The organism is Weissella sp. LMG 11983 (assembly GCF_025908495.1).
Lineage (GTDB): Bacteria > Bacillota > Bacilli > Lactobacillales > Lactobacillaceae > Weissella > Weissella fermenti.
In genome coordinates, this window is record NZ_JAOZFD010000001.1 from 1,872,974 (window position 1) to 1,887,877 (window position 14,904).

Below are 14,904 nucleotides of genomic sequence, written 5' to 3' on the forward strand. Positions count from 1 at the left end.
AAATATGAAAGAAAAAGAGGACTATTAATTATGGCAACTGTTGCAGAAATTCTAGGAACGAAGTACCCACTTATTCAAGGATCAATGGCGCGTATCTCACGTCACGAATTGGTTATCGCCGTATCAAACGCCGGTGGATTGGGTGTTTTGACGTCAGCTGGTTTTGACAAGGAAGGTTTGCGTGAGGAAATCCGCAAGGTTAAGGCCGGAACTGACAAGCCATTCGCTGTTAACTTGATGTTGATGATGAAGAACATCCCCGAGATGGTTGAAGTTATCATCGAAGAAGAAGTGCCATTCGTTATGACTGGTGCGGGTACGCCAAAGCCATACATGCCTGCTTTGACTGAAGCTGGTATTAAGGTTATCCCAGTTATCCCTTCAGTTAAGTTGGCTAAGAAGATGGAAGATTTGGGCGCCGTAGCCGTGGTTGCTGAAGGTATGGAATCAGGTGGTCACGTTGGAGAGACGACAACGATGGCATTGGTGCCACAAGTTGCTTCAGCTGTTAACATCCCAGTTATTGCTGCTGGTGGTATCGGTGACGGACGTGGTGTTGCCGCTGCTTACGCTTTGGGTGCCCAAGGTATCCAAGCTGGTACGATTTTCTTGACGGCTGACGAAACGCCAGTGCCAGATGCCTTCAAGCAAGCAGTTTTGGACGCCGATGACACGGCCACGACGGTTACGGGTCGTCGTTCAGGTGCCCCAGTTCGTTCAATCAAGAACCCTATGATCGCTAAGTACCTTGAGCTTGAGTACTCAGGTGCTTCACGTGACGCCTTGGAAGAGTTGTCATTGGGATCATTGTCAAAGGCTGTCTTTGAGGGTGACGTTGAAAACGGTTCAGTTATGGCCGGTGAAATTTCAGGTATGGTTAACAGCAAGCGTTCAGTAAAGGATATCATCGAAGGATTGTTCAACGAAGCTGAAGAAGTGGTTAACAACTTGAAGATTACTTACTAAATTAAATATTGTTATCAAAAGGGTCCTTACTTGAGGGTCCTTTTTTCGTGCTCACCACACTTACTTATAGTCATAAATAAAAATCTTTTGTTTCGGTGTAAACTAATTAAAGGTGAAAAGTAGAAGGGGTTGGAGACATGAGCAAGGAACATGATAAGCAAACGCTGGCGCAGCGTAATAATTTGATTCGTGCCGCCGTGATGGGAGCCAACGATGGGATTCTGTCAGTATCAGGAATCGTTATTGGTGTGGCCGGCGCGACGACGAATTCATTCGCAATTTTCATTGCCGGTTTCGCTGGGGCATTGGCGGGAACGGTGTCGATGGCAATGGGAGAATATACATCAGTTCACTCACAAAACGATGCGCAAGTGAAGGCCGAAAAGGTGCAAGAGGTGGCCTTGCAAACGCAATATGATACTGAATTTGAGTTTGTGAAGAACAAGTATGCCGCGCAAGGAATTTCTGATGAGTTGGCAACGCAAGCAACTAAGGAAATGATGGCCAACGATGCGTTGGGGACGACGGTGCGTGAGCGTTATGGTTTCAGTTTGCACCATGAAGTATCAGCGATTGGGGCGGCAATGGCATCGATGATTGCCTTTCCGTTGGGATCGTTGTTGCCGATGTTGGCAATTACATTATTCCCAGTAAAGGAGCGTGTCATTGCGACGGGTATTGCCGTGCTGATTGCGTTGGCGATTACCGGGTATTCAGCTGCTCATTTGTCTGGGGCCAACGAAAAGCGGGCGACGATTCGCAACATCGTGGCGGGTATTTTCACAATGGTCGTGACGTACTATATCGGAACGTTAATCGGACACTAAGGGGGATTGCATCATGAATAATAAGGTAAAAACCCATCAAACGATGGAAGAACGCTTGAATGCGATTCGTGCCGGTGTGCTTGGTTCGAACGACGGTATTTTGACAGTTGTTGGCGTGTTGTTCTCGGTTGGAGCAGCGACGAGCAATCAATTTACAATCTTTATTGCTGGTTTGGCTGACCTGTTAGCGTGTGCGTTGTCGATGGCGTCTGGCGAATATGCGTCAGTGTCATCACAAGCGGATGCTGAAAAGGTGGTTGTGGATCGTGAAACGCAACGATTGCGCGTGAACCCAGCTGGGGTAGCGGAAGATATTCGCGCGTTTTACGTTTCACGTGGGGTAACGACTGAAACTGCCGGTAAGATTGCGGATGAGTTGATGGCCAAGGCACCGTTGGAAACGATTTTGGCCACGAAGTACGATGTCCAATTGGGCCACTATGTGAGTCCATGGTCAGCGGCCGTTTCATCTTTGATTTGTGCGGCCATTGGTGGGGCGTTCCCATTGTTGGCGATGATTTTAGCCACACCGCGCTGGGAGTTCTTGGCCACGATTGGTGCGACGGTGGTTGCCGTTGCGTTGACTGGGTATCTAAGTGCCGTGATTGGGAAGGGATTTCCGATCAAAGCGATTAAGCGTAACGTCGTTATCGGACTTTTAACGATTGCTATACACTATGGCATTGGCATGTTCTTCTAAAGTTAGGTAAAATAAACATTAAGTAAGACTGAGTTTAGGCTCGGTCTTTTTTGTTAATTGGCTTTAATTTGGTAAGCTGGAAGGTAACAACAGGAGTGAGGAGCGCACTTGATATGGCAACGACACGATATGGACTTTTGGGCTACCCAGCCCGTCATTCAAAATCACCAGCAATGCATAATGCCGCGTTTAAACAGGCGGGCATTGATGCGCAATACGATGCCTATGAAGTCGCACCAAATGCGTTGGCGGCGACGTTTAAAAGCTTGGTTGCATCCGGCGTGGCGGGCTTCAATGTGACGATGCCGTTTAAGGAAGCAATTATGCTGTACTTGGATGACCTAACGCCATTGGCTCGGCGCCTTTCAGCAGTCAACACCGTCGTGATTCGCGATGGCAAAACGATTGGTGATTCAACCGACGGCGCTGGCTTTTGGCGGACCTTACGTGAGCCAGCTGATCAAGTAATTTTGATCGGGACTGGTGGGGCAGCCCGCGCCATTATGGCGACGGCACCAAAGTCGGTAACGTTGCACGTGTTCAATCGTCAAAGCGACCGTTTCCCGGAAAAAGCCGCGATGGTCAATGATTTGGCAGGCGTTGAATTGCATGATTTGGCTGAAATTGGGTTGTATTTGCCATATGCTGATTTGATTGTGAATGCGACGAATGTGGGGATGCAGTCAGATATCTCGATTCTATCAACTGAACAATTCTATGAAACCCAACCAGATGTCCAAGTGGTTGATATCATCTATAAGAAAGAGCCAACGCCATTCATGGCAGCAGCCCGTGCAGCTGGACGTCAAGCAGATGACGGTCTTGCCATGTTGATTGGTCAGGGGGCGTTGAGTTTTGAGCAATGGACTGGTCAACTACCTGATATCAACGTCATGAAGCAGGCGATTATGCCAGCTGAAGAAGGAGAAAAGTAGACATGATTTTAGTCATGAAGAATGCGCAAGCTGCGCAACAGGCTCTCGCAACAGCGACAGCAGCCGGCTTGCAAAATGTGTACGCACACGAGGAACGCGTGGGATTTGCGACAATTAAAACGTTGGCAGAAGTCCCATTTGTGAATGAGGGTGATGTTGCTGAAGTGATTGAAAAGCACCCAGCAGCGTTGAAGAGTTCACGCCTTTTCCACCCATCTGACACAGTGATTACGACAGCACATGCAACAATTGGTGGGGACAACTTTGTCTTGATGGCAGGGCCGGATTCGATCGAGTCAGCTGACCACGTTTTGGCGATGGGCGCAGCTGTGCAAGAAGCAGGCGCAACTTTGCTTCGTGGTGGGTCATACAAGCCACGTACAAGTCCCTATAGTTTCCAAGGATTAGGTGAGGCCGGGTTGCAAATGCACCGCCAAGCAGCTGATGCCTTGGGAATGGACATGATTACTGAAATTATGGATACGCGTGATGTTGAAATTGTTGGACAATACACTGATATTTTCCAAGTCGGCACGCGCAATATGCAAAATTTCAGTTTGCTAAAAGCGCTTGGACAACAAAGTAAGCCCGTCGCATTGAAGCGCGGTATGAGCGCCTCGATTGATGAGCTTTTAAGTGCGGCTGAATACATTGCGTCAGAAGGTAATGACCAAATTATCTTGATTGAGCGCGGTATTCGCACATTTGATAACAAATACACGCGTAACACGATGGACGTGAGCGCGATTCCGGTTTTGCAAGAATTAACGCATTATCCTGTTTTGGCTGATCCATCACACGCAGCCGGTGTCGCACATCACGTGACATCAGTTGGCTTGGCAGCGGTGGCGGCTGGCGCGCAAGGGTTGATGGTCGAAATTCACGATCACCCAGAAGCAGCGTTTGTTGATGGTGCGCAAGCTTTGACGCCAGCACAATTTGCTGAATTGGCCGACAAGGCGCGCACGATTCACGAAATTGTAAGGGGATAATATGATTCAAGTAACATTACCTGACAAGCAATATCGCATTGAAATTCAAGCTGGTTTGCGCCATGCGATTGGCGAACAAGTTGCCAAGGTCTGGTCAAAACGCAAGGTACTGTTGATTTCAGATGAGAATGTCGCAACCTATTATTTGGCTGTGACGGCGCAAAATTTGACGTTGAATGGATTTGAGGTTGTACCAGCGGTCTTGCCGGCAGGTGAACAAACGAAATCCTTGGAGGCGGTCAACTACCTGGTCGGCGTGATGGCGGAAAATGGCTTTACGCGTCAAGATGGGGTGATTGCGCTCGGTGGTGGTGTCATCGGTGACGCGGCTGGTTTTGTGGCGTCAGTTTACATGCGCGGTATTGCCTTTATTCAAGTGGCAACGTCGCTGACCGCCCAAGTGGACTCAAGTGTAGGTGGCAAGAACGCCATTAACATGGATGATGTAAAAAATATTATGGGAACTTTTTACCAACCAGATTTGGTAATCATCGACCCAGAATATTTGGACACGTTGGACGACCGTGACCTAATCGAAGGTTATGCCGAAGTCGTCAAGACGTCAGCTTTGGCTGGTGGCGAGTTCTGGCAATGGACTGGTCGCATGAAGACGGTCGCCGACGTGCGGGCCAATGCACAATGGCTGATTGAACAATCCGTGCAATATAAAGCTGATATTGTGATGGCCGATGAAAAAGAGGGTGGCGTGCGTAAGGTGTTGAACTTCGGTCACACCTTTGGTCACGCCATCGAGTTGATGGCTCACGGTGCATTGCGCCACGGTGAAGCGATTGCTGCTGGTATGGTCGCAATTTCGGACCGCTTTGAGCGTGACGGGATTACAGAACCAGGTTTGACCGATGCATTGGTTGAACGTTTGGCACCCGTTGGTCTACAAGTCTTTTCGCCTTTGATTGGTAAAGGTGACTTTTACGACCATTTGAAGAATGATAAGAAAAATCAATCAGGCACATTGCAGTTGGTCGCCATTGCAGCACCGGGCAAGCCAGTGATTGTTAAAAAAGAATTAGCAGCAATGAAAGAATTCGTGGAAGGAAACCCAGAATAATGCGTTATATGACGGCGGGTGAGAGTCACGGCCCAGAAGAAGTGGCAATTATTGAGGGCATTCCAGCTGGTTTGCACTTGACCCAAGAAGATATTAATACGGAACTAGCACGACGCCAGCACGCAGCTGGTCGTGGGCAACGCCAAGTGATTGAGACTGATACGGTCACGATTATGGGTGGGGTCCGCCACCAAGTGACATTAGGCTCACCGATTGCGTTGAACGTGCACAACGATGACCATAATCACTGGACGAAGATCATGGATCCCAACACGCCAGCTGACGAAGAAAACAGCAAGCGTAAGGTGATGCGTCCACGACCTGGGCACGCTGATTTGGTTGGGGGGATGAAGTATCGCCACTCGGCCGATTTGCGAAATGTGTTGGAACGTTCATCAGCCCGTGAAACGGTCATGCGTGTTGCGGTTGGGGCGGTTGCGAAGCGTTTGTTGGCTGAATTAGGCATTGATGTGCACGGGTTCGTGTTAAACATCGGGCCAGTCCGCGCTGATGCGGGTCAAATTGCCCAGTATAAGACGTTGGCCGAATTACGTGCCGTGACTGAGAGTTTCCCAACACGTACGTTGGACGCCGAAACGGATGAAAAGATGCGCACGTTGTTGGATGACACGAAGCGTGATTACAACACAGTTGGTGGGACGGTTCAAGTTATCGCAACCGGCGTACCAGTTGGCTTGGGTTCATACGTTTCCGCTGATACAAAGTTGGATGCCAAGATTGCGCGCGCCATTATTGGCATTAATGCGTTCAAGGGCGTTGAATTTGGTGGCGGTTTTGAGAACGCTGAAAAGTTCGGCTCAGAAGTGATGGACGAAATCTACTGGAGTGAAGAACGCGGTTTCTACCGTGGGTCTAACAACCTTGGTGGGTTCGAAGGTGGCATGACCAACGGTGAGCCAGTGGTAGTGAAAGGCGTTGTGAAGCCAATTCCAACGCTTTACCGACCAATGCAAAGTGTCGATATTGATACCCACGAAGACCACCGTGCGTCAGTGGAACGCTCTGATACGACGGCTGTTACCGCGGCTGCCGTGATTGCGGAGCACATGGTTGCCATTGAATTGGCGACTGCCATTTTGGATAAATTTGATACAGATAATATGGATCGTTTGAAGGAGCAATTAGCGGCGTACCGTGCCGAAATTAAAAACTTCTAAGTCGCCCCGAAAGGAGTAATTATGACAAACCGACAATTAAAAACTGCAGCAACCGGCATTAATGGCCAGTTAACGGTACCGGGGGACAAGAGTATTTCACACCGTGCGGTTATGTTGGGGAGTATTGCAACTGGGGAGACGACGATTTACGGACTACTCGATTCGGATGATGTCCGCAATACATTGGGCGCCATGCAACAGTTGGGGGTAACGGTCGACTGGTATGATGACCGTGTCGTTGTGCACGGCCGTCCGCTCACGACGTTAACAGAGCCTGATGGACCACTTGATATGGGAAATTCTGGCACTAGCACGCGCTTGCTGATGGGTTTGTTGGCAAACCAACCATTCCCGATGACATTTGTGGGGGATGCTAGTTTGAGTACCCGTCCATTGGCACGCGTGATTGATCCATTAACGAAAATGGGGGCCCGGTTTGTGTCGACGAATCATCGTTTGCCGGTGACGACGATGCCTGGCTTTGGCTTGCATGGGATTCACTACCGTTTGCCAGTGGCCTCTGCGCAAGTGAAGAGCGCGCTGATTTTGTCTGGTTTGCAAGCCGAAGGTGAAACGGTGATTACCGAACCGCTGGCAACTCGTGATCACACGGAACGTATGCTTCACCATTTTGGGGTAGATGTTGTGCGTGAAGGACAAGACATTATTGTGACACCAAACACGGCATTGACTGGCGCAACAATTAATGTGCCTGGTGATATTTCGTCAGCTGCGTTTTGGATTGTTGCCGCATTGTTGGTACCAAATAGTGAACTGCGTTTGACTGGCGTCGGGATTAACCCAACGCGTGATGGCATTCTGCGTTTGTTACGTCGGATGGGTGCCGTGATTGAAATGGATAATGTGATTTCAGAAGGTGAGCCAACCGCGGATTTGATTGTTCGCACACAAGCCTTACAAGGAACGGCCGTTACGTCAGAAGATATTCCGACAGCGGTCGACGAAATTCCGATGTTAGTGTTGGCGGCGACGCAAGCGTTTGGTGACACCTTGATTACAGGTGCCCAGGAACTTCACGTGAAGGAAACAGACCGCATTGCGACTGTGACCACGCAACTCAACAAGTTGGGGGCAAACATTGAGGCCCGTGAAGATGGGTTCTTGGTGCACGGAGGGACGCCGTTGCATGTTGACGAGCCAACGGTAGTGGATTTATCAGGTGATCACCGCATTGGCATGATGTTGGCGATTGCAGCTTTGTTGACGGAAGGTGAAGTTGCCTTGGCAAACGCTGATTCAGTCAGCGTGTCATATCCAAGTTTCTTTGCGGACCTAGAAAGATTGGTGGAAGCGTAATGAAAACAGCGATTTTGATTGGTTTCATGGGGGCCGGTAAGACGACGGTTGGCCGTTTGCTGGCTGAAATGTTGGCCGTGCCACTAACCGATACCGATAAAATGATTATTCGTAAGACGGGACAAACACCAGGTGAAATTTTTGCCGCAGAGGGTGAGCCAGCCTTTCGAGCGCTGGAGCATGATGTGTTGCAAGAAGTCATTAATAACGAGGGGATTATTGCAACAGGTGGTGGCATTATCGAGACGCCAGGTAATATCCAACTTTTGTCTGAAGCGAATGTACCAGTGTTTTATCTATCAGGTTCATTTGGACAAACAATGGAACGCTTGGCGGACGACGACACGCGCCCCATTTTACGTTCAAAGACCTTGATGGAAGTAGCTGCCTTGTGGCGTAATCGCTTGCCGAAATATGACGCAGCTGCCAGTCATGTGATTGCGACAGATAATAAAACAGCAGTTGAAGTCGCAACTGAAATTCGCGAGTTACTAGGTGAATAAGATGACGAATTTGAAAATTGGGTCAGCGGTTGCGACGCCCGAGCGTCCGTTGATTGCAGTACCGGTCATGGGTGAAACCGTGAATGACGTACTGGTGATGTTGGAACAGGCGAATGACAGTCAGGCCGATGTAATCGAATGGCGGGTAGATTATTTAACTGATCCAGGCGAATTGCAGGCTAGCCAAATGCAAACCATTGCGTTTAATGCGGATAAGCCTTTAATCGTCACGTGGCGCACAGTAGCTGAGGGCGGGCAAGAAGACTTTGATAGCGTGGCTTATCACTGGGTATACCAGTTGGCGATTGCAAGTCGCGTTGCGGCGGTGGATGTCGAAGTTGCGCTGCTCGAAGAAGTTGGGGATGTGGTCGAAGATGCGCAGTCACAAGGTATTACTGTGATTGGGTCACGTCATTATTTTGACGCGACGCCCGCTGATTTAGATGCTGAGTTACAAAGCATGGTTGCAACACCGGTTGATGTTGTGAAACTGGCTGTGATGCCAAATGACGATGGGGATGTGCAACGATTGTTGGAGGCAACAAAAGTGGCTCATCAAACCAAGCCATTAATCACAATGGCGATGGGTGAACTTGGTCAAAGGTTACGTTTTGAGGGGTACCAATATGGTTCCCAATTAACATTCGCGAGCCTTGGTGAGTCATCAGCGCCAGGCCAACCTGGTGTGGCACAACTAAAAGCACATTTTGAATAAATCTTATAGTGCTGAACGGCAAAGCGTTCAGCACTATTTTTTTGTGTACAAGTTTTCAGACTAGAACTATTTAACTATCAGTTATTTGTGGTGTTTCAAAATAAGCTGTCTTTTGAATAATGAAAGGGCTTGCATTTGAAAATTAGGCTCCTATAATGGGTGTTGTAAGTTGGTTGGCCGGAAAAATCAACCCGACTAAGCTGACGAAGTTTTAGCTGCCAACACAGATTTTGTTCTAATTTTGGAGGAAAGCATTATGTCAGAACTGTTTGACTTCCCTAAGGTTGAGTACCTTGGCGGAAAGAAGGGGATTAACTTTTTGGACGCCAAGGGATATAACTTCTATAACCCTGAGGAGCCTGTAACAATCAACGGAGAAACGAAGCCAATGAAGGATTGGTTGAAGTTCTCAGTTGCCTACTGGCACACGATGGACCAACGTTTGGTTGACCCATTTGGTGAAGGAACTGCCGTACGTCCTTGGGATGTTGACGGTGTTGATGATGTCACGAGCATGGAGCAAGCCTTGAAGAAGGTTGATTACATGTTTGAGTTCATGGACAAGTTGGGCGTTGAATACTTCGCCTTCCACGACCGTGACTTAGCACCAGAAGGCAACACATTGGCTGAGACGAACGCCAACTTGGATAAGGTTGTCGACAAGATCGAGCAAAAGATGCACGAAACTGGCAAGAAGTTGCTATGGAATACGTCATCATTGTTCACGAACAAGCGTTTCTTGGCCGGCGGCGCCACGACACCATTTGCTGATGTCTTTGCTTATGCTGCTGCTCAAATCAAGCACTCATTGGAAATCGCTAAGCGTTTGAACTCAGAATCATACGTATTCTGGGGTGGTCGTGAAGGTTACGAGTCATTGTTGAACACGGATACGAAGCGTGAGTTGGATCACATCGCTAAGTTCTTCAAGTTGGCCAAGGATTACGCTAATGAAATTGGCTACACTGGTCAATTCTTGTTGGAGCCAAAGCCAAAGGAGCCAACGGCACACCAATATGATACTGATGTCCAAACGACAATTGCCTTCTTGAAGACGTACGGTTTGGAAAACGACTTCAAGTTGAACTTGGAAGGAAACCACGCTTACTTGGCCGGCCACACGTACGAGCACGAAGCTCGCTTCGCCCGTGAAGCTGGTTTGTTGGGATCTTTGGATGCCAACATGGGTGACAAGCAAACCGGTTGGGATATCGATGAATTCCCTAATGACATTTATGAAGCAACGTTGGTGATGTACGAGTTCGTTAAGAACGGTGGTTTGCCAACTGGTGGTTTGAACTTTGACTCAAAGGTTCGCCGTGCGTCATTTAAGCCTGATGACTTGTTCTACGCTCACATAGCCGGTATGGATGTTTACGCCGCTGGGTTGCGTGTTGCGTTGAAGATGGTCGAGGATAACTTCTTGGAGAACATCTACAAGGAGCGTTACTCATCATTCGATTCAGGCATCGGTGCCGACTTCGAAGCTGATAAGGTAACCTTCAAGGACTTTGAAGATTACATCTTGAACAAGACGAACGACGAAATCTTCGCAACGATCCAATCTGGTCGTTTGGAAGCTATCAAGGCAACTTTGAATAACTACATCTACTCAGTTTTGGGTACGACTTTCAACAAGTAATTTCTAAACCTCACATTCTCAAAAATAATCATCTGTAAAAAATAAATAAACGTGCCTAGCGGGCTCCTGTGAGAACCTGCTAGGCACGTTTTGTTTTAGTATGGTTTGATAATCCATGCCACGATGGCATAGCCAACAATCAAAATGACAGCAACGACCCAATGCCAGATTGGAAAAGGGTCAGTCGCGGTTTGTGTTCGTGGAAATCCTTCCGTGAACCCGTGTGACGTCATCGCCATGGCTAAGTCATCAGACCAGTGCAGGGCACTGACAATCGCTTTGAAATACAATTGTGGGTTCCAAAAGTGATAGGTGATGCCACGCAATGAGGCGGCGTAACGAATCGTTTGGACTTGGCGTCGCACGCGAGGTAACAAATTGAAGGCTGCCAATAAGCCATACGTAAAGGTTGATGACAACTTGGCATGTAAGTGCAAACTGATGAGCAAATCTTTCACGTGCGTGGTTAATGTCAGCGCCGCACCAAGCAGTAGATAGGCGTAGAGACGTGAGGCATAAACCAACGCAATGCGATGCGTATCACCAGTTCCAAATGCAATGAATGACCACCACGTCCCAAAGGCAAGTGGGGCGGCAACTAACAACATAATCACGATGACTTTAACGGAAACGCGTTGTAGCAGTAGGTATAGTAGACCGATGACAGCAACAACGATATTCAACGTAATTGATTGACTAAAGGCGGTTTGAAAACCAATCCCAATCAGGATAACGAGCAAAACGGTCGGATTCAACTTAAACATGTTGGGCACCTCCGATTAGCGTTAAGTGTTGGTCGGCAAAATGTAGTTCATAATCGACAAACCCAGTCAGACCTTGGCGTTGATGTGAAATCATCAAAACGGTTTGATTGGTCTGGTGAATCGTTTCTTGTAGCAAGCTCATTAACACATTGACGGACGTACTATCCAAACCAGCGAGCGGTTCATCGAGCAACAAAACAGGTTGGCCCATGATTAACATGGTCAGTAGTTGCAACTTCTTTTGCTGCCCGCCAGATAGTTGATAAACGACGTGGTCTTGCAAGTTGCTTAATTGCAACTTTTCGAGCGCATCCGCAACACGGTCATCCGTCCAGTAAGTTGTTTGCAAACTGAACTTTTTCGATAGTGCAATTTCACTCGCAACGGTCATCGTCACGAATTGATCAATGGCTGATTGGAAGACCAGTGCAAGGCGTTGTGACCAGTGCTTTTGTTTTACTTTGCGACCATCAACGGTTTCCCAAAGAATTTGGCCATCATACGCGCGTTGATGGGTGAGTCCCTTAAAGAACGTTGACTTTCCAATACCATTAGCACCTGAAATCAGCCCAATCTGACCAGCGGGTGCGGTAAAGGTTGCATCTTGCAGCAATTGGCGGTCGCCAACTGCAACACCAAAATCTTGCCAACGCAATGGTCCATCACCAACTGGCGTGCCACCAAAGGTTGGGGTAGGTGCGATGTTAGTTAGCATATCACGGCTCGCTTCATGCAACGTACCAGTTGCTGTATCGAGCTGGTAAAGGGTATCAACGAGGTCGACATACCCAGACAAGTCGTGGTCGGAAATCAAAATCGTCGTGCCGTTTGTTTGTTGTAAATCTTTGAGATCTTGCAACAACAATTGGCGGGCAGCAGGATCGACATTGGCGAACGGTTCATCAAGCAAAATGATGTCACTTTGCATCGCGAAAATTGTCGCCAAGGCTACGCGTTGCTTTTCACCACCAGACAGGGTTAGTAGTTCTTGGTCAGCTAATGCGTCCAAGTCCAATCGCGTAATCGCATCCGTGACACGACGTTCGATGTCGGCGACAGGTAACTGCAAGTTTTCCAATGCAACGTGATTTGCTCACGGGCTGTGCGCATTGCAAATTGGCGGTCTGGGTTTTGAAACAGCATCGCAACCCGCTTGGCCTTTTCAAATGGTGCGATTGGACCGATTGATTGACCTTCCAAGAGGACATCGCCATTCGTGACGATACCACCAAATTTCGGTAGCAAGCCAGCCATCGCTTTAAGCAACGTTGACTTACCTGAGCCAGAAGGGCCAACCATCAAGTTGAAACTGCCGGGCGTCAAATCCAAATTTATCTTATTCAAAATGCTTGGCTGATCAGCTTCATAAGCGAAACTGAAATCTACAACACGTAATGATGTCATAATTAACGCTTCATCAAACCTGACTTCGCAACCAAGGCGTTAATCAAGTAGACCAACACACCGGCAAACAAAGCGACTGAGATCAAACGAATCACGAACAACGTGATCAACATGCCGGGCTTGTAGGCCATGTAACCTGAGTTAACCAAGTCCCAGGCAAATGTCACAATCGTGCTCGTCACAACTGATAGGCTCAAACCAAGCTTGCTCCAGTTCTTGTAACCTGTGATGGCAAAACCAAGTTCAGAACCGATTCCTTGTACGAAACCGTAAATCAACGTTGCGGCACCCCAGCTTGAGAAAAGCAACATTTCAACAACGGCAGCCAAGACTTCACCAATCGTTGTGGCACCAAACTTTTGCAACAACACACCGGCCAATGGGCCAGCCATCAACCAAACGCCGATGGTCATATCGTTGGCGTATGGCTTAAGTGGGGTTGCTGACAAGAAGTAGTATGAGGCCCCCCATAATTGGTAGATAACCCCAAAGAAAATTGCAATAATGGCTAGGAAAATAACATCTCGAAGCGCCCAACCACGCTTGTTTTCAACAACTGTTTGCATGACGCAAACCTCCAAATAATATTCCGAATCGCCCAAAGCTATGGAAATAAAAAAGGACCCCAGCATCACTGCAAAACGCAGTCCGATACTGGGGTCCGTTTACTTCAATCGTAAACAAACCAAGCTCCCCGGCAGGCATTACCCTGCTTAGGTTCCATGGGTATTATCTCAGCCATAACGGCACCCCAGCTTGTTTGATTCGTTAACACAAGTATAGGGGGTTAGGCGAGGGTTTGCAACTGTCCGCGGAATTCTTCGAGGTGGTTGTAACCTTTTTCGGCCATTACGGCGATCAATTCGTTGTTCAAACGTTCGAAGATAGCGGGTCCTTCGAAGTAAAGTGACGTCCCAACTGAAACCAAGTCAGCGCCGCAAAGGATGTGGTCGTACACATCACGGCCGTTCGTCACACCGCCAGTGCCGATAATCTTGATTTCGGGGCGCAAACGTTGACGCAAGGCACGCACGTTAGCAAGGGCTGTTGGCTTAACGATTTCACCACCAAGGCCACCGAAGCCACCCTTAGGCGCGATGACAACCGTGTCCGTTTCAGGATCAACTACCAAACCGTTACCGATTGAGTTAATCGTGTTCACGAAGGCCAATGGGAAGTCGTTCAAGATTTCAGCAATCATGTCAAAGTGGGCGATGTCGAAGTAAGGTGGCAACTTCACACCCAAAGGCTTCGTGTAGAAGCTGAAGACCTCAGTCAAAATCTCGCGCGTTGTGTCGAAGTCGTAGGCCGTTTGTGGCTTACCTGGCACGTTTGGGCAAGACAAGTTCAATTCGACCAAACCGTTAAAGTCAGAAGCTTGAACGTCACGCAACATCGCCAAGTTATCAGCCTTTGTCAGACCAGCGATTGAAAGGAACAATGGCTTTTCATCTTGGTGCGTAATTGTGTAGTCCAAGTAGTAGTCCAAGCCAAGATTTGGCAAGCCCATTGAGTTGATTGAACCCAATGGCATTTCAGCAAAACGGATACCGGCATTACCGTCGCGTTCAGCAGGCGTGGCACTCTTCGTAACCAATGAACCAGCGCCACTGGCTTCTAGAATTTGGTCCAATTCAGATGCCGTTTGGCAGTATACGCCAGCGGCGTTCAATAATACGTTGTCAAAATCAAAACCAGCAATGCTCGCAGTCAAAGTTGTCATGGCTTTTTGTCCCCCAAAAGTCTTCTTGTGAAATTAAATTTTTTTAAGTCTACCAGGTTTCAAGGCCCATGACTACACTGTTTTTTGGGTATAACGTTTTACTCGTGAATTAATTCTCAAATACAGTTACCAGGCGAATTTATTACTGATATTTGGTAGAATAGAAGTA

General features: G+C 48.1%; 15 protein-coding genes, 1 pseudogene and 1 riboswitch. Of the genes and pseudogenes, 11 read left to right on the top strand and 5 right to left on the bottom strand.

All coding sequences use genetic code 11. The features are described from left to right. Positions 1 to 30: 30 nt before the first annotated feature. The 11 genes from OIT45_RS09320 to xylA all read left to right on the top strand — a co-directional run bounded on the left by OIT45_RS09320 (position 31) and on the right by xylA (position 10,844). The gene (locus OIT45_RS09320; RefSeq protein ID WP_118703976.1) at positions 31 to 966 is read left to right on the top strand and encodes a nitronate monooxygenase; all 936 of its coding nucleotides are present in this window, start codon (positions 31 to 33) and stop codon (positions 964 to 966) included. 137 nt (positions 967 to 1,103) lie between these two features. Further along, entirely contained in the window at positions 1,104 to 1,793 is a 690-nt protein-coding gene (locus tag OIT45_RS09325; RefSeq protein WP_199403692.1) for a VIT family protein, read from the top strand. Positions 1,794 to 1,806: 13 nt separating this feature from the next. After that, positions 1,807 to 2,493 carry a VIT family protein gene (locus OIT45_RS09330; RefSeq protein ID WP_071707569.1) on the top strand — a complete coding sequence of 229 codons (687 nt, stop codon included), beginning with the start codon at positions 1,807 to 1,809 and terminating at the stop codon, positions 2,491 to 2,493. Between the two features lie 113 nt (positions 2,494 to 2,606). Continuing rightward, positions 2,607 to 3,428 (top strand): shikimate dehydrogenase, encoded by an 822-nt coding sequence (gene aroE, locus OIT45_RS09335; protein WP_199403691.1) that lies wholly within the window; start codon positions 2,607 to 2,609, stop codon positions 3,426 to 3,428. Between the two features lie 2 nt (positions 3,429 to 3,430). Further along, positions 3,431 to 4,420, top strand: coding sequence for a 3-deoxy-7-phosphoheptulonate synthase (gene aroF / locus OIT45_RS09340; protein ID WP_199403690.1), 990 nt, complete (start codon positions 3,431 to 3,433; stop codon positions 4,418 to 4,420). Position 4,421: 1 nt separating this feature from the next. Then, complete coding sequence (gene aroB / locus OIT45_RS09345; RefSeq protein WP_199403689.1) at positions 4,422 to 5,489, top strand: 3-dehydroquinate synthase; 1,068 nt, start codon at positions 4,422 to 4,424, stop codon at positions 5,487 to 5,489. After that, positions 5,489 to 6,667 (top strand): chorismate synthase, encoded by a 1,179-nt coding sequence (gene aroC / locus OIT45_RS09350; RefSeq protein WP_056973592.1) that lies wholly within the window; start codon positions 5,489 to 5,491, stop codon positions 6,665 to 6,667. The genes aroB and aroC overlap by 1 nt, the downstream gene beginning before the upstream one ends. 21 nt (positions 6,668 to 6,688) lie before the next feature. Beyond that, positions 6,689 to 7,984, top strand: coding sequence for a 3-phosphoshikimate 1-carboxyvinyltransferase (aroA, locus tag OIT45_RS09355; RefSeq protein ID WP_264340007.1), 1,296 nt, complete (start codon positions 6,689 to 6,691; stop codon positions 7,982 to 7,984). Continuing rightward, positions 7,984 to 8,487 carry a shikimate kinase gene (locus OIT45_RS09360; RefSeq protein ID WP_199403687.1) on the top strand — a complete coding sequence of 168 codons (504 nt, stop codon included), beginning with the start codon at positions 7,984 to 7,986 and terminating at the stop codon, positions 8,485 to 8,487. The genes aroA and OIT45_RS09360 overlap by 1 nt, the downstream gene beginning before the upstream one ends. Position 8,488: 1 nt before the next feature. Continuing rightward, entirely contained in the window at positions 8,489 to 9,202 is a 714-nt protein-coding gene (gene aroD, locus OIT45_RS09365) for a type I 3-dehydroquinate dehydratase (protein WP_199403686.1), read from the top strand. A gap of 256 nt (positions 9,203 to 9,458) precedes the next feature. Continuing rightward, positions 9,459 to 10,844: a xylose isomerase gene (gene xylA, locus OIT45_RS09370; protein ID WP_199403685.1), complete on the top strand. Its 1,386-nt coding sequence runs from the start codon at positions 9,459 to 9,461 to the stop codon at positions 10,842 to 10,844. A 95-nt stretch (positions 10,845 to 10,939) separates the two neighbouring features. Here xylA and OIT45_RS09375 read toward each other — a convergent pair whose 3' ends face one another. The 5 genes and pseudogenes from OIT45_RS09375 to OIT45_RS09395 form a co-directional block, all read right to left on the bottom strand. Next, positions 10,940 to 11,608, bottom strand: a complete 669-nt coding sequence (locus OIT45_RS09375) for an energy-coupling factor transporter transmembrane component T family protein (protein WP_199403684.1) — start codon at positions 11,606 to 11,608, stop codon at positions 10,940 to 10,942. Then, positions 11,601 to 12,536 carry an ATP-binding cassette domain-containing protein gene (locus OIT45_RS09380; RefSeq protein ID WP_413743296.1) on the bottom strand — a complete coding sequence of 312 codons (936 nt, stop codon included), beginning with the start codon at positions 12,534 to 12,536 and terminating at the stop codon, positions 11,601 to 11,603. Before OIT45_RS09380 ends, OIT45_RS09375 begins: the two co-directional genes overlap by 8 nt. A gap of 21 nt (positions 12,537 to 12,557) precedes the next feature. Continuing rightward, a pseudogene (locus OIT45_RS09385) lies at positions 12,558 to 13,012 on the bottom strand (ATP-binding cassette domain-containing protein); the annotation flags it as partial. 2 nt (positions 13,013 to 13,014) lie between these two features. Then, a complete protein-coding gene (locus tag OIT45_RS09390) occupies positions 13,015 to 13,578 on the bottom strand; it encodes an ECF transporter S component (protein ID WP_135798109.1) in 564 nt (187 codons plus the stop codon). 108 nt (positions 13,579 to 13,686) lie between these two features. Beyond that, positions 13,687 to 13,776, bottom strand: a riboswitch (TPP riboswitch). 23 nt (positions 13,777 to 13,799) lie between these two features. Then, positions 13,800 to 14,735, bottom strand: a complete 936-nt coding sequence (locus OIT45_RS09395; protein ID WP_199403682.1) for a dihydroorotate oxidase — start codon at positions 14,733 to 14,735, stop codon at positions 13,800 to 13,802. Between the last annotated feature and the right edge of the window lie 169 nt (positions 14,736 to 14,904).